The sequence below is a fragment of the bacterium genome, from assembly GCA_040753085.1.
Lineage (GTDB): Bacteria > UBA9089 > JASEGY01 > JASEGY01 > JASEGY01 > JASEGY01.
Genome location: JBFMHI010000042.1, coordinates 1 through 18,541 on the forward strand (window position 1 = coordinate 1; position 18,541 = coordinate 18,541).

18 protein-coding genes are annotated in these 18,541 nt (G+C 46.4%); all 18 read right to left on the reverse strand.

Annotation, left to right across the window (positions count from 1 at the left end; all coding sequences use genetic code 11):
• Positions 1–578: 578 nt before the first annotated feature.
• Positions 579–2,693, reverse strand: coding sequence for an FAD-dependent oxidoreductase (locus AB1797_06395; GenBank protein MEW5767244.1), 2,115 nt, complete (start codon positions 2,691–2,693; stop codon positions 579–581).
• A gap of 63 nt (positions 2,694–2,756) precedes the next feature.
• On the reverse strand, positions 2,757–2,990 hold the full coding sequence (locus tag AB1797_06400) for a hypothetical protein (GenBank protein MEW5767245.1): 234 nt from the start codon (positions 2,988–2,990) through the stop codon (positions 2,757–2,759).
• Complete coding sequence (locus AB1797_06405) at positions 2,980–3,555, reverse strand: DUF6036 family nucleotidyltransferase (protein MEW5767246.1); 576 nt, start codon at positions 3,553–3,555, stop codon at positions 2,980–2,982. The genes AB1797_06400 and AB1797_06405 overlap by 11 nt, the downstream gene beginning before the upstream one ends.
• Positions 3,555–5,333, reverse strand: a complete 1,779-nt coding sequence (nuoF, locus tag AB1797_06410) for an NADH-quinone oxidoreductase subunit NuoF (GenBank protein ID MEW5767247.1) — start codon at positions 5,331–5,333, stop codon at positions 3,555–3,557. The genes AB1797_06405 and nuoF overlap by 1 nt, the downstream gene beginning before the upstream one ends.
• Positions 5,334–5,429: 96 nt before the next feature.
• Positions 5,430–5,885: an NADH-quinone oxidoreductase subunit NuoE gene (nuoE, locus tag AB1797_06415; GenBank protein MEW5767248.1), complete on the reverse strand. Its 456-nt coding sequence runs from the start codon at positions 5,883–5,885 to the stop codon at positions 5,430–5,432.
• A gap of 114 nt (positions 5,886–5,999) precedes the next feature.
• The gene (locus tag AB1797_06420) at positions 6,000–7,013 is read right to left on the reverse strand and encodes an aspartate-semialdehyde dehydrogenase (GenBank protein ID MEW5767249.1); all 1,014 of its coding nucleotides are present in this window, start codon (positions 7,011–7,013) and stop codon (positions 6,000–6,002) included.
• Between the two features lie 141 nt (positions 7,014–7,154).
• Positions 7,155–7,520, reverse strand: a complete 366-nt coding sequence (locus tag AB1797_06425; GenBank protein MEW5767250.1) for a hypothetical protein — start codon at positions 7,518–7,520, stop codon at positions 7,155–7,157.
• Positions 7,521–7,562: 42 nt separating this feature from the next.
• Complete coding sequence (locus AB1797_06430; protein ID MEW5767251.1) at positions 7,563–8,210, reverse strand: ATP-binding cassette domain-containing protein; 648 nt, start codon at positions 8,208–8,210, stop codon at positions 7,563–7,565.
• A gap of 20 nt (positions 8,211–8,230) precedes the next feature.
• Positions 8,231–9,169: a transketolase family protein gene (locus tag AB1797_06435; protein MEW5767252.1), complete on the reverse strand. Its 939-nt coding sequence runs from the start codon at positions 9,167–9,169 to the stop codon at positions 8,231–8,233.
• A gap of 23 nt (positions 9,170–9,192) precedes the next feature.
• Positions 9,193–9,555 carry a hypothetical protein gene (locus tag AB1797_06440; GenBank protein ID MEW5767253.1) on the reverse strand — a complete coding sequence of 121 codons (363 nt, stop codon included), beginning with the start codon at positions 9,553–9,555 and terminating at the stop codon, positions 9,193–9,195.
• A gap of 18 nt (positions 9,556–9,573) precedes the next feature.
• Positions 9,574–10,389, reverse strand: a complete 816-nt coding sequence (locus AB1797_06445) for a transketolase (protein ID MEW5767254.1) — start codon at positions 10,387–10,389, stop codon at positions 9,574–9,576.
• Positions 10,390–10,405: 16 nt separating this feature from the next.
• A complete protein-coding gene (locus tag AB1797_06450) occupies positions 10,406–10,543 on the reverse strand; it encodes a hypothetical protein (protein ID MEW5767255.1) in 138 nt (45 codons plus the stop codon).
• A gap of 5 nt (positions 10,544–10,548) precedes the next feature.
• Positions 10,549–11,625, reverse strand: coding sequence for a polysaccharide pyruvyl transferase CsaB (csaB, locus tag AB1797_06455; GenBank protein ID MEW5767256.1), 1,077 nt, complete (start codon positions 11,623–11,625; stop codon positions 10,549–10,551).
• Positions 11,626–11,970: 345 nt separating this feature from the next.
• Complete coding sequence (locus AB1797_06460) at positions 11,971–13,800, reverse strand: HD-GYP domain-containing protein (protein ID MEW5767257.1); 1,830 nt, start codon at positions 13,798–13,800, stop codon at positions 11,971–11,973.
• A gap of 107 nt (positions 13,801–13,907) precedes the next feature.
• The gene (locus AB1797_06465) at positions 13,908–14,261 is read right to left on the reverse strand and encodes a four helix bundle protein (GenBank protein MEW5767258.1); all 354 of its coding nucleotides are present in this window, start codon (positions 14,259–14,261) and stop codon (positions 13,908–13,910) included.
• A gap of 153 nt (positions 14,262–14,414) precedes the next feature.
• A complete protein-coding gene (locus AB1797_06470) occupies positions 14,415–16,373 on the reverse strand; it encodes an HD domain-containing phosphohydrolase (GenBank protein MEW5767259.1) in 1,959 nt (652 codons plus the stop codon).
• Positions 16,374–16,787 carry an SRPBCC family protein gene (locus AB1797_06475; protein MEW5767260.1) on the reverse strand — a complete coding sequence of 138 codons (414 nt, stop codon included), beginning with the start codon at positions 16,785–16,787 and terminating at the stop codon, positions 16,374–16,376.
• Positions 16,788–17,146: 359 nt separating this feature from the next.
• The gene (locus AB1797_06480) at positions 17,147–18,376 is read right to left on the reverse strand and encodes an HD domain-containing phosphohydrolase (GenBank protein MEW5767261.1); all 1,230 of its coding nucleotides are present in this window, start codon (positions 18,374–18,376) and stop codon (positions 17,147–17,149) included.
• Positions 18,377–18,541 lie beyond the last annotated feature (165 nt).

Genomic DNA, 18,541 nt, shown 5'->3' on the forward strand with positions numbered 1-18,541 from the left:
TAGGGACAACCCTTGTGGTTGTCCGCCTATGGAACGGACAGGGACAAGCTCTGTCCCTACAACTCCGCCTTCTGTCCTCTATTATTTATCCGTGCTAATCCGTGTCAATCAGTGGCTGAACGGTTACAAAAATAGATTCGCGATTCGCAATTCGAGATTCGCGATTCGATAAATGGCCGCAACGATGCCCCTTGACCAACTTTGTTTAGCACATTGAGATAAATTATATCATTCCCCTTTCATCCTGTCAAGAAAAAAATGTAACTACTCAGCCCCAAAAGTCACTAACGACCTGTGCAATTAGAAATTACAAGCACTTCCTTTCAAACCTGAAAGGTTTGAACTTCACATAGCCGTATGTGAAACATACGGTAACAAAAATATAAATCAGCCCAACCCTGAAAGGGTTGAATGTTATGCGATGGACAATGTTCGACCCTTACAGGGTCGAGCGTTGCGGGCGTATTTATTTCCGTAGATTGGTATCTACGGCTATTTAAAATTTGACGCTTTCAGCGTCAGTAGGTTAAACCTAATTGCACAGGTCGAAAAAATTTAATCAACCGTCTGGGAGGAACTTACGGATCAGGTGTGAAATCACCGAACAGGGCGCCAGTGGGGCAGGCAATAACGCATTTACCGCAGGAGTCACAAGTGGTCTCTGCTAAGGGTTGGTCAAAGGTAGGTTTTATTATGGCCTCAAAACCCCGATTGACAAAACCAAGGGCGCCTAACTCTTTTATCTCAGCACAGATGCGAACACAGCGGCCGCAGCGAATGCATTTGTTGGGGTCATGTCCGACTAAGGGATTAGAACGGTCGATAGGATATATATGTATGGCCCCCCCCTTGAATTTGTGCGGATCGGGTTGATATTCAACGGCATATTTTCTTAAAGAACAATCATCCACCGCGATGCAGCCGCATTCAAGGCATCGTCCGGCTTCAGTCACCGCCTGATCCTCTTCCAGCCCCAGCTCTACCTCATCAAAACCGGTCAGGCGATCTTCCTTATTCAACTCCGGCATCCTAACCCGTGGCTTTCGTTCCACTGCCTCAAATTCAGTCCGATCTATCTCTGATAACTCCCCCTTGCTTACATTAAAGGGGATCACCCCAGCCTCTATCTTACCCTGGAAATACTGATCGATGGCTTCTGCTGCCTGCCTTCCACCAGCGATGGCCTCAATAACCGTAGCCGCGCCAGTCACGGCATCACCTGCGGCAAAAACACCTTCTCGGCTGGTCATATATATTCCCGATCTGACCTTGATTTGCCCGCGTTCTAATTCAATACCGGCTTTCTCCAGGCCACTGGTTTCAGGGAACTGACCAATAGCCGCAATAACAAAGTCTACTTTTATCTTGAATTCGGATCCTTCCACCCGCATCGGTCGTCTGCGGCCGCTGGCATCCGGCTCACCCAACTCCATCTTAACACACTCCAGTTCAGAGACACGGCCATTTTGACGGATGACCCTGGTTGGAGCAGTTAGGAAGTGATATTTTACCCCCTCTAACTCGGCCTGGTGGACCTCATAGTCATTCGCCGGCATCTCTTGCCTGGAGCGGCGGTAAAGGAGGAGAGTCTCATCAGCACCCAACCGGAGTGCGCTTCGAGCCGCATCAATGGCCGTATTACCTCCACCGATAATAGCTACTCGCCCGAAGATCTGGACATCTTTGCCCAAGCCAATATCTCGCAGGAATTCCACCCCGGAAAGTACCCCTTCAACCTCTTCTCCTTCTACCCCCAAGGTGTAGCTCCCCTGGGCCCCAATTCCCAAAAAGATGGCCCCAAAGCCTTGCTCAAAGAGATCTTCCAGATGGAAGTTCTTACCCAGCCGCTGACCTGTCTTGATTTCAACTCCTAAATCGGTAATAGTCTGTATCTCTTTATCTAACACAGCCTTAGGAAGCCGGTATTCAGGGATGCCGTATCTTAACATCCCGCCTGGCTGGGGAAGCGCCTCAAAGATGGTGCAGGCATATCCTTTCAGGGAAAGATAATAGGCCGCCGAAAGGGAAGCCGGTCCGGCCCCAATCAAGGCCACCCGGTGATCGGATTGCGGATTGGGGATTGCGGATTGGGGATTGGGGATTGCGGATTGCGGATGGGGAGAAAAAGTAGACGCTGGTTGGTATGAAGTCTCAGCGGCCAGGTCGTAGTCAGCCGCAAATCGCTTCAGAAAATTAATGGCTACCGGTTCTTCCACCAGATTTCTTCGACAGGCCTCTTCACAAAATCGAACACATACCCGACCGCAGATAGAAGGCAGGGGATTGTTCTCTTTTATTACCCTGACCGCCTCCCGGTATTGACCTTCCCGGATAAGGGCCAGGTATTCCTTGACCCTTATCCCGGCCGGGCAGGCCATCTGGCAGGGGGGGAGGCAATCACCATAATGGTCTGACAAGAGAAGTTCCAGGCACAGTTTTCTGGCCCTCTGGACGGCTTCGGTGTTAGTTCTGACCACCATCCCTTCCGTAACCTTGGTGGCGCAGGCCGGAACCAACCCCCGCCGGCCTTCGACCTCAACCACGCAGATAAAGCAAGAGGTAAAGGGTTCCAGATTCGGATCGTGACAGAGAGTAGGAATAGAAATCCCTTCGGCTTTGGCTACTTCAAGGATAGTTTTATCTTCCTGGGTGATTACTTCTTTTCCCTCCAGAATAAGTTTTACCTTGGACATTTCTCTTCTCCTACATAGGCTGAAGGCTGAAGGCTGAAGGCTGAAGCCTATCTACCTGAGTAGTTACAATTCGAGATAATTAACTCGCCATTGCCTTGGCCCTAAACGCTCGATTTCACCACTGGCCAGCTTTCTTTTCATCCGGGCATGATCAAGCCGGAGCAGCAATCGGTGTTTTTCGGGGTCACGTGGTCTTCCCCTGGCTGCCCGATGAGAAAAGGTTGATCGTATCTTGGCCAATTTCTGGGCATAGTCGATTCTCTTTTTTTGCCTGTACAGGTCAAAATCAATCGCCAATTTCTTCCGTCTCCTCTTTGATTTCCAACAACTCTTTAAGGGTGGCCTCTTGTTGCGCCTTTTTTTTAAGATAATCCCAGTCAATTTCAGACTTGTGCAAGCTGATAAGATTCATCACCCAGCGGCGGTCATCTTCCCAATGCCAGTGGACATACCCATTTAGTCTGTCAATAATAAGGTCTTCCAGGCCGATAATGTAACAGCTCATATCTTCAATCTCTACTTTAGTCAGAGGGGCCTCTTCGCCTTCCAGGGATCCGGCAGGTGATTCAATAACTATATCGAGATCTTCGCTGGACCAATAGCGCCCTTCCTTTTTAAGTCCCAAGTTATCCATCACTTCCGTCAGGATTTGATGGTCTGATACCGCCATATCCAGATCAAAGGTGGCGTAACCACCAAAGGTGTAATATTCGACTGCCCCTCCCCCAATAAGAATGGGCTTGACGTTATAAGGGTGTAAGGCCTCAGTAATGACAGCCAGTATCCAGAGCCTCTTCTTTAAGGGGTTTTCAATAGAGGCGGCCTTTTTTAACTTCTCCCTGAGATCAAGGATATTGGGCATTATTCCACTCTAATCGCCTCGAACTTGCACTTGGCCAGGCACTGACCGCATTTGGTGCAAAGGGTCTGGTCAATAGAATAAGGCTCTTTCTTCTTGCCTTTGGCGGCCTCAACCGGGCAGACCTTGGCGCAGAGGCCGCAGCCGGTGCAAAGTTCCTCGATGACAGTAAAGGTAAGCAGCGGCCGGCAAGACCTGGCCGGGCAGCGTTTTTCAATAATATGGGCCTCGTATTCCTCCCTAAAATATCTAAGGGTAGTCAAGACAGGGTTGGGAGCTGTTTGCCCCAGACCGCAAAGGGAGGTTGTCTTTACCGACTCTGAAAGTTCTTCCAATAATTTGAGGTCTTCTATTCGCCCCTCTCCTTGGCAAATTCTCTCCAGGATTTCCAGCATTCGCTTTGTCCCCAACCGGCAGAAGGTGCATTTACCACAGGATTCAGCCTGGGTGAAGTTCAAAAAGAAGCGGGCGATATCCACCATACAGGTGGTCTCATCCATGACCACCATTCCACCTGAGCCCATGATGGCGCCGGTAGCGGTAATGGCCTCATAATCAATGGGGGTATCCAGCAAGTAGGCCGGGATACATCCCCCGGAAGGACCACCCAACTGAACGGCCTTGAATTCCCGATCCTCTTTGATTCCTCCCCCTATGTCAAAAATTATTTCCCTGAGGCTTAATCCCATAGGGACCTCAACCAGGCCACCCCGTTTTATCTTACCGGCCAGGGCAAAGACCTTGCTGCCTTTACTTTTCTCTGTTCCCAGAGAAGCAAAGGCCCCGGCGCCATTAAGTATAATCCAGGGGATGTTGGCCAGGGTTTCCACGTTATTGATATTAGTCGGTTTGCCCCAGAGGCCGGAAACGGCCGGGAAGGGGGGTCTGAGGCGGGGCATGCCCCGTTTGCCTTCAATAGAGGCGATCAAGGCGGTTTCTTCCCCACAAACAAAAGCACCGGCCCCTTCCTTGATCTTGAGGTCAAAACTGAAATTACTTCCCAGGATGTTTTGGCCTAAGATCCCCTGGTCTTTGGCTTGCTTAATGGCTATCTTCAATCTGGCCACCGCCAGGGGATATTCGGCCCGGACATAGATATAGCCAACTCCAGCGCCAATAGCATAAGCGCCGATAAGCATCCCTTCTATTACCGAATGAGGGTCTCCCTCCAGGACCGACCGGTCCATAAAGGCCCCGGGATCACCTTCGTCCGCATTGCAGATAAAATATTTCGGCTTTGTATCAGACTGGGCCGCTAATCGCCACTTCAGGCCCGTGGGAAATCCGGCTCCACCTCTGCCCCGTAAGCCTGAATCAAGCACTTCAGAAATAACTTGAGCCGGTGTCATCTCTTTCAGAACCCGCTTCAGGGCCTGATAGCCGTCTCTAGCCTGGTATTCCTCAATAGACTCCGGAGAGATAAGGCCACAATTTCGAAGCACAATCCGCTTTTGGTCTTTAAGAAAGGCGTCATCATCTGTTACTACTCCTTCAGCCCGGGCGATCCATTCGGTAATTGGTTTGCCCTCGAGGAGATGCTCATCCAGGAGGCGGTCTGTCTTCTCCGGGGTGACCTCTTTGTAAAGTGTCCGCCTGCCTTGGGGGTCGATAACATCAACCAGCACCTCATTATAGCACATCCCCAGACAGCCGGTCTCTTCCATCTCAGCCGATAATTTACGTTGGGCTATGCCTTCTTCCAGGGCCTTATACACTCCCCGTCCATCGGAAGCGACCCCACAACTGCCCAGACCAACCACTACCCGCCATTTATTTTCCATCCATATCCCCCTCTACCTATTCTTTTCGCCATTCGTAACCGTTCAGGTATCAGCCCTCAGGTGTCAGGCCTTATGGAGGGTGAACCTTCCAAAATGCTAATATCTATCCAGAATCTTCTTCACTTTATCTGAAGTCAATCGGCCGTAAGTCTCTTCATTGATCATCACCACCGGCGCCAGGCTGCAGCAGCCCAGGCAGGCCACCCGCTCTGTAGTGAATTTTCCGTCCTCGGTTGTTTCGCCTTCTTTGACCTTAAGATGACGGCAGAGACTATCGCTGATTCCTTCAGCGCCATTCACATGACAGGCTGTCCCATGGCAGACCTTGACAATATTTTTCCCTAAGGGGGTGAAGCGAAACTGGGTGTAAAAGGTGGCCACCCCATAGACATCACTTTCGTAAATTCCCAACCTTTCGGCAATCCGGCTCATCACCGGCTTAGAAAGATAGCCCTGTATGGCCTGAGCCTGCTGAAGGACAGGAATAAGGCTGCCTTTCTCTTTTTGGTATTCGGTCAGGACCGTTTCTAAGGCCTGCTCTTTATCCGGCATTTCTTTCCTCCACATAAAGGACACAAGGGACGTAAGGGACGTAAAGGACGTAAGGGAGTTTCTAACAAAAAGACAAGAAATCTGCACCCCAATGGGTAGCTTCTCTCCTTAAAATCAGAGCCACCCTCTCTTTACCATCTCTTCCGCAATCTGAACCGCATTCAAGGCGGCCCCTTTTCTCAGGTTATCAGCCACAATCCAGAGATTAAGCCCATGGGGAATCGATTCATCCTTCCTGATGCGGCCAACTAAGGTTTCATCTCGACCAGCCGCCTCTATTGAGAGAGGATAAAGATTCCTGGACGGGTCATCCACTACCTTAACTCCAGGGGCGCTGCTCAAGATTTCTCTGGCTTGATCAGGACTTAAAGGCTCAGAGAATTCCACATTTACTGACTCAGCGTGGGAGATAAAGACCGGCACCCTGACCGTGGTAGCCGTAACCGCTATCAAATTATCCCCCATAATCTTTCTGGTCTCATTAACCATCTTCATCTCTTCTTTGGTGTAGTCATTCTCCAGGAAGATATCTATATGGGGAAGGATGTTGAAGGCAATCTGATGAGGATACACTTCTTTAACTACCTTTTCGCCTTTAAGCACCGCCTGACTTTGGATTCGCAGCTCTTCCATCGCCTTCCAGCCGGTGCCTGACACTGCCTGGTAGGTAGAAACCACCACCCGCTTGATCCTGGCCGCATCATGGAGGGGTTTTAATACTACCACCATCTGAATAGTAGAGCAGTTAGGGTTGGCAATAATACCTGGACCCGGCTTGAGTGTCTCCGGGTTTACCTCAGGAACAACCAGCGGGATATCAGGCTCCATCCGAAAGGCGCTGGAGTTGTCGATCACCACTGCCCCAGCTTTGGCCGCCAGGGGGGCAAACGCCTTGCTCACCCCCCCTCCGGCTGAAAAGAGGGCAATCTCTATGCCCCCAAAAGAGTCCTCCCTTAATTCAGAGACAGTTATTTCTGTTCCCTTAAACTCTATTGCCCGGCCGGCAGAACGAGCACTGGCCAGAGGCCGCAGCTCTTTAACCGGAAAATTCCTCTGACTCAAGGTCTTGATCATCTCTGAGCCTACCGCTCCGGTAGCTCCAACCACGGCAACGTTATATTGACGCATGATCCACCCTCTTTTCTTCAGTCTGAAGGGCAACCACAAGGGGTTGCCCCTAATTGTGTTGGGCAACCACAAGGGGTTGCCCCTACTCTCACCTTTGTCTTCTGTCCTCTGCTATCTGCTATTTATCCGTGCTAATCCGTGCTAATCAGTGGCTGAATAATTACAATTGTTTTGTAAGCGTTCAGCCACTAAGGCACAAAGACACAACCTCGATGCTCGATGCTGGATGCTCGATACTCGATGCTGGATACTGGATCCTTTACCAGCATCGAGTATCGAGGATCGAGCATCGAGGATCGAGCATCGAGCATCGAGCATCGAGGATCGAGGATCGAGCATCGAGCATCGAGCATCGAGCATCGAGTATCGAGGATCGAGCATCGAAGATCGAGCATCGAGGATCGAGCATCGAGCATCGAGGATCGAGGATCGAGCATCGAGCATCGAGGATCGAGGATCGAGCATCGAGCATCGAGTATCGAGGATCGAGCATCGAGGATCGAGCATCGAGCATCCAGCATCATGTGCTGAACGGTTACCAATTGTTAATTACTGTATCTGTCCACCTTTAATTACCACCACCCGCCTGGCGATATTTACCGCCACCTCTCTTTTCTGGGTAGCTAAAAGGATAGTGGTCCCTGATTGATTGACTTCGTTAAAGAGACTAAGAATGTCTTCGGATAAAATCGGATCGAGGTTTTCCAGGGGTTCATCAGCCAGAAGTATGGGGGGATTGGTAATAATTGCTCTGGCAATGGCCAGTCGCTGTCTCTCTCCACTACAAAGGTCTTTAGCCCGGGCACTCCGTTTTTCCCAAAGACTAACTCTGGACAAGGCCAGGCCAATTCGTTCTTTAATATTCTCTTTCGGCCACCCAGCTATCCAAAGGGGTAAGGAGAGATTTTCTTGAACCGTCTTTTCATCTAACAGTTTAAGATCTTGCCATATAACTCCGATGCGTTGAAGCAAGGCGGGAATTTCCTTGGGAGGCATTCGACCTACATTTTTCTTTTCCACCAGGACCTGACCAATGCTGGGCAGGCGGGAACGATTAATCAAAGAAAGCAAAGCCGTCTTACCTGCCCCGGATGGCCCCAGGAGAATGACAAAATCTCCCTGGCTTAGTTGAAGGTTGATATCACTTAAGACCTCAATTCCTCCGTACCTGAGGAAGACATGATGAAGTTGGATCATATTCAGACAGTAGGCAGTAGTTAGAGTTTTTTCTTCCTTTCCATCACTTCCAGCACCGCCTTCACAATATCTGCATCGCTCATGTGGAACTTTTCCAGAAGATCTCCGGGTGGACCAGAAATGCCGAATCTATCACGCATCCCTATTCTTTTCATAGGTGCTGGTCTTTCTTCTACCAGGACATCAGCTACGGCACTGCCTAATCCGCCAATAATAGTATGTTCTTCGGCTGTAACAATAGCCCCGGTCTCGGCGGCCGCCTTCAGGATAGCTTCCTTATCGAGCGGCTTAATAGTGCTCATATTGATCACGCCTATATTTATTCCTTGCTCTTTCAATTTCTCAGCGGCGGCCATGGCCTCAAAGACCATCAAACCGGTAGCAATACAGGTAGCATCGCTTCCTTCCTTGAGAGTAAAAGACTTGCCGATCTGGAATTCATAATCAGGCGGACAAACCAGAGGGAATTTAGCCCTCCCCAATCTGATATAAACCGGACCATCATATTCGGCGGCGGCTAAGACGGCCTGCTCTGTTTCAAGCCCATCAGCCGGGACAATAACAGTCATATTAGGCAACATCCGCATAATGGAGATATCTTCCACCGCCTGATGAGAGGCCCCATCTTCTCCCACAGAAATCCCGGCATGGGAGGGCACGATCTTAACATTCAACCTGGGCCAGCACACGCAGTCTCTGATCTGCTCAAAACATCTGGACGAGGCAAAAACAGCGAAGGAGCTGGCAAAAGGAATCTTACCGCAGGTGGCCAGACCGGCGGCCGCGCTAATCATATTGGCCTCAGCAATGCCGAAATTAAAAAATCTATCCGGAAATTTGGCCGCAAATTTATCTGTCCTGGTAGAAGAAGACACATCCGAATCCAGCACCACCACCCTTGGATTAGTTTCACCCAATTTCAATAAAGCCTTGCCATAGGCATCCCTGGTAGCCATCATCTCAGGCAATTTCTTTTCCTCCTTTACCTGGTTAAATTTAAAAGGTCCTTCAGTAGAAGCCCGCCTACACCTAAAATAAGAGGTGCAAATAAACCCATCATCCATCGGAAGTGCCGATTCATTTCTTTTCTCAAATCGGTAATACTTTCCCCTATCCGCGCAAACCTTTCATCTACCTTTTCAAACCGACAATTTACTTCTTCGAATCGACGAATCATATCTTCTTTAAGTTCATTGATCCGATCATTCAAGCGGTCATCTCCGTTTTTTATAACCCCCTCCAGCCTGGTAATCTCGGAAACAAACCGTTTCTCCCTTTCATCCAGGAAACGATCGTAATAAGGAGGGATTTCAACTTGTGCTTCTGCCACGGCTGCTTTGGCCATAATCTCTCGCCTCCTTTTCTAACTTAACTCTGATAGGGCCTTTTCTGCTTCTTCTCTGGTTGGAGCTACTCCATGAAAACCAACCACCCCTTCCATAAAGGAAACACCCTTTCCTTTAATGGTGTGGGCAATAATTATCGTCGGCTTTCCCTTAGTTTTCTTGGCTTCTTCAGCCGCCTTGATAATTTGCTCTATGTTATGTCCATCTATTTCCAGGGTGTGCCAACCAAAGGCCTTCCATTTGTCAATCAAAGGTTCAATCGCCATAATATCTTCTACCCGGCCATCGATCTGGAGTTTATTGTAATCCAGGAAGGCGCACAGATTATCAAGCCGATAATGGGCGGCGCTCATCGCTGCTTCCCAGACCTGTCCTTCTTGAACCTCTCCATCGCCAAGGACCACATAGACTCGATAGAGAGCGTGGTCTATTTTGCCAGCCAGAGCCATCCCCACCGAAACCGAAAGCCCCATACCCAGGGAGCCGGTAGACATTTCCACTCCGGGCGTAGCCATCATATCCGGATGCCCTTGTAATCGGGAGTTTATTTTTCTTATGGTTTTCAGCTCGGAAACAGGGAAATAACCACACATAGCCAGACAGGCATAGACGGTAGGGACAGCATGTCCTTTGGAAAGAACAAACCTGTCTCTCGCCGGCCACTTAGGATCATCCGGCCGGTGACGCATGACTTCAAAATAGAGGGTGGTGACAATATCTGCACAGGAGAGGGATCCGCCAGGATGTCCGGACCCCGCCTCCGCCAGCATACTGACAATATGTCGTCTTACCTCCTTAGCGCGTTCTTCTAATTCAGAAATAGAACAGGACATCGATAACCTCCTTAAGTTAATTTCGGATTACGGATTGCGGATTTTGTAAGCGTTCAGCCACTAAGGCACAAACTCGATACTCGAGCCTCGATCCTCGATGCTCGATCCTCGATGCTGGTAAAGGATCCAGTATCCAGGATCGAGCATCCAGCATCGAGTTTATGCCTTAGGGGTTGAGTAGTCGCCTTTCTCTAAAAAATCTACCACCAACCTGAAAGTAGCTTCAGCTTTTTGCCTCAAGGGGGGCACTAATTTTTTTAATCTTTCCTGATAATTCTCACGATCCTCCCAAACGTGGGAAATGAGGCTAATCATAGATTCTTTGTCGGCTGTTTCCAGGGTTATCAGGGGCTGATCAACCGCCTGAATAAAAGAATCGATTTTGGGGTCGATACTTATGCCTACCATCGGCACCTGGTTGATGGCAGCCAGGATAAGGGCATGAAGCCTCATTCCTATTAAAAGATCAAGTCTCTCAATCGCTTCGATATACTTAGACAGGCCATAGCCCACAAATATGCCTATCTTGTGTTTCATGCTCAGTTTTATCTCTTGAGCCAGGTCAAAATCATATTGGGGATGAAAGGGGATAAGCGTAAAAGGGATATCGGGGAATTTTTCAGCCAATTCGTCTAATATCCTGGCTATCCTTCCGGCCAGATTAGGTCTCGATTTAAGGGGACGAATAACTACGCCTATTCCTTTACCTTTTTCGGCCGGGGCTAAGGAAGGAAGACTTAATACCGGGTCAGCCGTCACCATTAAATCCTGCCGGTTAAACCCGAGTCCTTCCAAGACCTTAGCCGATTGTTCCTCCCTGAGGGTAATAAGACTGGCCCTCTTCAGAACCGTCCTGGTAATAAATCTGTTTATCGAATTTCTTATGGGGCCAATCCCCTGGGCATAGATGATAACCGGTTTACCCAGGATTATGGCCAATTCCATTATTCCCAAATAGTAATAAAGAGAACGACTGCTGGTTACATCCTGGAGGAGCCCGCCGCCTCCGCTGATAAGGGCCTGGCAATCCCGCAGCCTAAAAAATATGGCCTTCAGATGACGACGATCTATTGTCTTCACCCCATAATCTTTAGCTGTCTGAGCAGGATCAGCTGAAGCAACTATCACCTCCAGGGAATCACATTCATTGAACCTATCTAATATGGCCTTTAGAATGAGTTCATCACCGACATTGCCGCAACCGTAATATCCGCTGAGAAGGACAGTCTTAGTCATTAGTCATCCAGAGGTTTATACCTCTTCCTCTATAACTACCATTAAGTTTAACATACCTTACTCTTTAAGTCAAGGAAAAATAGTAACCGGAGAAAAGTTAGGGAATTTCTGAGTAACCGGCTATCGGTGAAAAAAAGCAGTAATCGATCATTACTGATCACTGATTACCGATCTTTGCTCCAAGGTAACTACTCAGCCACCACATATTGATTTTGAAGCTTACAGAACACAATATATTGTGGTTCGTCTCCTTTTATAGGTTGCATAGAAAGCCGTTTTTTAGGAATTTTAGCTAACTTTTAAACACCTAAACACAATATGTTGTGGTTTCGCTAGGTAAGGCTACTATATAGAGGCTGAGTAGTTACGCTCCAAGGTAGTAAATATCTCGACAATCTTCGGATCAAACCGGCTTCCGGCATAGATATTTAGTTCTAAGATGGCTTCTTTTCCGGTTTTTGCCTTTCGGTAAGGACGATTACTGGTTATAGCCTCATAGGTGTCAGCCACAGCCATGATCTTGGCGGCCAGAGGGATTTCATCTCCGGTTAAACCTTCCGGATAACCTGATCCATCTACCATTTCATGGTGATATTTAATTCCAGCGTAAGTATGATCGGGCAGCTTAAGAGGCTCGACAATTCGAGCTCCAATAACAGGATGCTTCTTTATAACTTCGAATTCCTCTGGAGACAATCTGCCGGGTTTCAAAAGGACCGCATCAGGAATGCCTACTTTGCCTACATCATGAAGGTATCCGCCTCTCCTGATAGCCTCTATTTCAGCAAAGGAGAGGCCAAGCCTGACGGCTATAATTTCAGCATAAGAAGCGACTCGTTCACAATGCCCCCGGGTATAGACATCTTTAGCCTCTACGGCTCCGGCTAAGGAGAGAATAGAGGTAATAAAGTTTTCTTTTCTATCCTCATAGAGATACAGATTTTCAAGGATAACAGTTATTTCATCACCTAATATATTAAGAAGGGTTAACTTCTCGCCTGACAGGTATTTTCCATCTTCTCCTCCCAGGGTTAACATCCCCAGAAGATCATCCTTCGAGAAAAAAGACAGGCAGGCTGAGGCCTCAAGTTGCTCTAATTTCTCAAGCATCTCTTTTCTTATGTTTCTGAAACGTGGGTTCTCTATTATTTCTTCTTTTAACAATATTCTTTTTTCCTGAAACATCCAGGTGGGAAGCAAATCATCGGCCTTAAATCTATAATTTGACTTCTCCAAGCCGGTTGAGATACTCATAAAATATTCCTGCCTTTTTTTATCAAGCAGGATAAAAGAAATCTTCCAAACATCCATTATCTCAATTATCTTTCTTATTATAGAAGGTAAAATGCTATCCTTGTCACGAAGAGAAGTAATATCCTGGGTAATCTTTTCCACTACATCTTGCCGCTGGATTTTGTTTATACCGAGCAGATAATCTGCAGCTTTCCCCGTATATTCACTTAAAGGTTGAAAAATAAGAGACACGAACGTAGCCGCCAGAAAAACAGGGAAGATGGCTATTTCCCCTAGACCAACAGTGACCAGCAAAAAGGTTCCGACCACTGCACTGCCTACTACAGCGCCAATCATGATCTTTTTGACCACCCTTTTGGGATCAATGAGCCGGTAAGCAGTAGCTAAATAGTAGCCCATTAGCGAGGCGTAGCAGAAGATTACTAAAGAGGCCAGTGGATAAGTTGGCTGGAAGGGGAAGAGGCCAGTGGATGCTGCCGTTAAAGCAATTACCCCTCCCCAAAGAAGATATCCCTTTCGGTCTCCCAGAATACCTGAATCCTTCCCTCTATATCTGATCGAGAGAATATAAAAAGCCACCCCAAAGACCAGAATGAAAAAAACAAAAAAAACCCTCATCCAGTAAATAGAATTTCCCTCAAAAGAGGGTGGAGAGATAAAGAAGAGAAAAACACTGACCAAAGGTACACTAATACTGACGAAAGGTATTTTATCCTCCCGGGTAAGTTCCCGAATGAGATAGAAAAAAGCGGCCGGCATGGCAACCAGGCCGAAGATCGTCAGTCTCAGCCCATAATAAGAGGGATCTTCATTGTCCGGCCCGCCGATGAGTCTCCCCAAATTCCAAAGCCAGATAGATAAAACAAAGAGGAAAAAATATATCTTTAAGCTTTCTTCCCGCTCACGCCAGAAGAGAAGCAAGACCCATCCCGGTAAAAGAAGGATGGTCAAGATGGATGAAAGAGTGGATAAGGTAACCATACTCGATGCTCGATGCTCGATTTCTCGATGCTGGATGCTCGATACTTTTAAGTCTTGTGTCCGAGTTCTACCGATTTGGTAAAATTGGTTATCATTCTGCCCAGGTGGTCATATTCTTCGCAAAAATATTTGTAACTTTCTTCGTCTTTTAACGATTCAGTTTCATGCAGAGTATCTAAATGATCTCTTGTTTCATCACAAGAAGCCAATGAATAAGTTAGAAATTTTACAAATTCTGCTTTATATCTTCTTCGACCAAATCCTTCAACAATAGTGCTCTTTACAGATTTGCTCGATCTTCTTATTTGGCTCCCTTCTTCATACATCTCAAACTTTGGCAGCTTCAGACTCATCTCATGAATTTCTATGGCCAATTTATGAGCCTTCTTATAAATATCCAAATCCCTATAACTTATACATCATTTATCTTGCTTTATCAGCATCTAGCATCAAGCATCGAGCATCGAGCATCGAGCATCAAGCATCGAGCATCGAGCATCGAGCATCGAGCATCGAGTATCGAGTATCGAGCATCGAGCATCGAGTATCGAGTATCACAAGATAGCGAACAGTGTCTTCACCACCTGGGGACAGAACTGACTACCTGCGCCATGTTGCAATTCCGTTCTGATTTCCTCAAGACTCATACCCGGACGATAGGACCTTGGAGAAGTCATCGCTGCGAAGGCGTCAGCTACCACTGCAATCCTGGTGGGAAGGGCAATCTCCTCTCCTTTAAGACCGTCAGGATACCCCAGGCCATCTATCCTTTCATGGTGATGAAGAACAATATCTATTGTTTCTGGAGAAAGATTTAGAGGATGAATAATATCAACCCCAATCTTAGGATGTTTCTTGATCAGCCAGAATTCATCCTCGGTTAAGCCATGCGCTTCCTTTCGGAGGATCTCTTCTGGGACACCGATCTTACCAATGTTATGTAAAAAAACCCCAATGCGGGTTGCCTCAACTATGTTAGGCGGAAGATTAAAGGCCTGAGCCAACCTGATCGCCAGATCACCGGCCCGTTTAGAATGACCCCTTGTTTTTGGATCTTTGGCCTCAACAGCCAGGGTTAAGGATCGAACGGTAGCTAAAAGCTGTCCCTTTAACTTCTCCTGGAGTCCCGTATTCTCCAGGGCAATACCTGCCTGCCTGGTCACCATAGAAAGGAGGGCTATCTCTGTCTGGCTATACCCCAGTTTCTTTTTTCTTGATCCCAGATTCAGAACCCCTAAAAGCTTGTCTTTGGAGATCAAAGGCAGACAGCAGTAAGCCTGAAGGGTGTCAAGGTCTTGCTTCAATTTAGCCTTCGATTCCGAAGGCCAGGCAGGGTCTTCTAAATTGAACATGGCCAGCGGTCTCTTACTTCCCCTCAGCCAATAAATAAGAGGCTGGTCCTGAGAAAAAGAGATACGTTGCTGCTGACCTAACCAGGTATGAACAGTATAATTATGGCGTGCCTCATCCCACAGCATAACAGAAAGGTTCTCTATCTGCATGGTCTTAGATAAAGTGGTAATGATGAGTCTAAGCAAAGACTCTTTATCTTTAATAGAGGTAATCTCTCTTCTTAAGGCCATGATAGCCTCATCCAGTGCGGCTCTCTCCCTGAAAAAGGTCCGGTCAACTATGTGCTGCACCTTGCTGCGGACAGGGTTGATGATAATCGCAACAATCAAACCACTGGTCAGGGCAGGTAAAAAATTTCCTCTTTCATCTTCATAGATGCCTATGTATCGGAAAAGATCCACAAAGACATAGATAGTCAATAAAAAGCCCATCGTCACCATAAAGCTTAAGCCGGAGTAAATGAAACTTCTCCGGATGACCACATGGATGTCCATAAGCTGGTATTTAAGAATAGCATAGGCAATAAGGGAGACACATATTACATTAGCTATATAACCAAATGGATAAATATTAAAAATTTGAGAGGCTAAAAGAAAGTTAGGTATACTACCCAATATAACTATACATATTCCAATAAATAAGTACTTAAGACGGTTCTTTTCTATTGAAGATGAGGCAAGTTTATATTTTCTATATAGGAGATAAGTTGCGTATATAAAGAAAAACCAAAAAAATAAAATGAAAAGCTGGTTTGTTAATCCTCCTGCTATAGGATAATAGCTATCATAGACATAGATAGCATCTTTTATAAAAAATCCTAAATATGTGGGAAATATTAAAATAAAGCTAAAAATATATCCCAAAGTACGCAATCTTTTTCTTATCTTACTATTGTCTTTAGTAAGAACTAATACAAAATGAAAAAGAGTTGCAGGAATAAAGAAAAGACTTATACTCAAGCCTGTCAACCAAATTATAGCAAGATCTTTATCTGGAATAGAATATCCTGCAACGTATCTAAAACACCAAATAGCTGCAGAAAGGGCGAAATAGCAAAAAGCCTTATTTACTTCCTGCTTAGTTCCTCTAGAAAGCACAAAAAATCCAAGGAATAGGCTAGTAATCCCCCCTAGAATTGGTACAATAGCATAGATACTCATCTATCCTTCCACTTTCTCTTTAACAGCTTTCAAGCTGTTTATTCGTTCTATCCCCTTCTTTATGATTAGCCATTTCAACCTTCCGAAAAATGGGATCTTGGGAATAAAGGTGTGAGATAATGTCATTTTGGTACCTTCCGGAATCTCTTCAAACTTCCATATCGCCAATAAACCTTTTGTTACTCCTGCAAGATGCAATGCTTTCATTAGCTTATTCTTTCTGTCAATAATAATAGATGCTTTCCATTTGATTATTCCATCTCTTTCGATTAACAATTTATTCTGTTCCCTACTAAGGATTTTTACTTTTCGCTTGTGATGAAGCATAAACTCATGCCATTTTTCAACATCAGCCATCACCTCAAAGACCTTATCAACATTAGCTTTAATAACGATTGAATTTTCGATATACAATATTCATCCCCTTTCTTTTTAGAATCGATAAAAAGAGATAGAAATATTTCGACCTGTGAAATAGGATGACAAATATCCCCCAACTTAGAGTGATGAAGAGAATAAACAGGTCACTCCTCTGGAGCTAATTTGTTGTGGGGGGTATAATCTTTCTACAAACAGACCGCTCCTCTGGAGCTAATATAAATAAAGCTCCGTAGGAGCGACCTGTTTGTAGTAGTAGAGCTTGCATATCTGTTTCTTGCATTTTATTTCAACCTATTTCACAGGTTAAAAAAATCTGTGAGAATCCGCCAAAATCTGGGTTAATCCGTGTGCTATTCCAAATATCATTAGGAGATGAGTTGCTCCCAAAAACATTATTTTAAAAAACTATACCTTCCTTGATTCAAGACAGAAATCATCGCCTCCACCACCTGGGGATCAAAATGTCTACCCGAGTCTCTTTTTAATTCTATTATTGCTTTCTCTCTACTCATAGCCTTACGATATGGCCGATCGCTGGTCATAGCGTCATAGGCATCTGCCACGGCCAGGATACGGGCTGAAAGGGGGATAGAATCGAGTCCCAGGCCGTCAGGATAACCGCCTTTATCCGGCTTCCCATGATGGTGTCTTATCGCCTCCAGAGTGGTGGGAGAAAGCTCCATTGAGGCCAGGATGTTATCGCCGATAGCCGCATGTTGTCGGATTAGATTCCGTTCCTCTTCGCTCAACCCCCCTGGTTTTTTAAGGACATCATCCGCCACCCCAATCTTGCCAATATCATGGAGAAAGCCACCAATCTCAATCGCCTCGGCCTCTTCTTCAGAAAGGCCAAGTTCTCCGGCAATTTCGCCGGCATAGCTGGCCACTCTTTTAGAATGGTTATGAGTCTCGGCATCCCTGGCCTCAATAACGGCTAAAAGGGTCTTGATAGTATTAGAATACGACCTCAGACGGTCTTCGTAAAGCAAAGAATTTTCAAGGGCTATTGAGGCTTCATATCTGAGAGTAGTTAACAAGTCCATATCTTCCCAGTTGTAGGCAGTACCTGACTTTTTCTCGCCCAGACCGATTAGCCCTAACAGTCTTTCCCTCGAAATCAAGGGAAGGCAAAGAACCGCTTCAATCTCCTCCATATCCGCTTTTAGTCCTACATCTCTTTCTGCCTCTAAGCGGCTCAACTCTTTTGGCTCTTTTTTAAGCCGGCCAATAATAGGTGAGTCTCTGGTAAACTGATGGTAGTCATTACTCAAGCCAGAAGAGATTGTGGTAACGTATTTCTTCTGGGCTTCATTCAGAAGCATAATCGAGACCTTCTCTATATGCATCTTATCAGTAAGGACGCCGACAACCGAGTTCACCAGCTTATTTTTGTCAAGGGTAGAGCTGAGGGTTTGGATAAAGTCCCTGACCGCTTCTTCCCGGCTGTGTCTTTCCCTGAAAAAGGAACGATTAAAAAAGAGCTGTATTTGTTCCCTTAAGGGGTGGAAGACAATAGCGATAATAAGGGTAGCCAGTAAAGTAGGCAGAAATGCTTGATAGCCAATGACATCCTGGAGTATACGCTCAGAGCCAAGGATAGTAAGAAGAAAAATAGCTGTCAACGAGACAGTCAGGATTGAGTAGATAAGCCCTTTTCTTATAGAGGCTGTTTAAAAATGGCAATCATCTGCAAATAAATTATTTACTAATTTCTGCCTCCTGTGGTATAATAGCTTAAAAATACCAAACAATCCAAAACCAGCAGGAGGCAACGAAGCATGAAACGT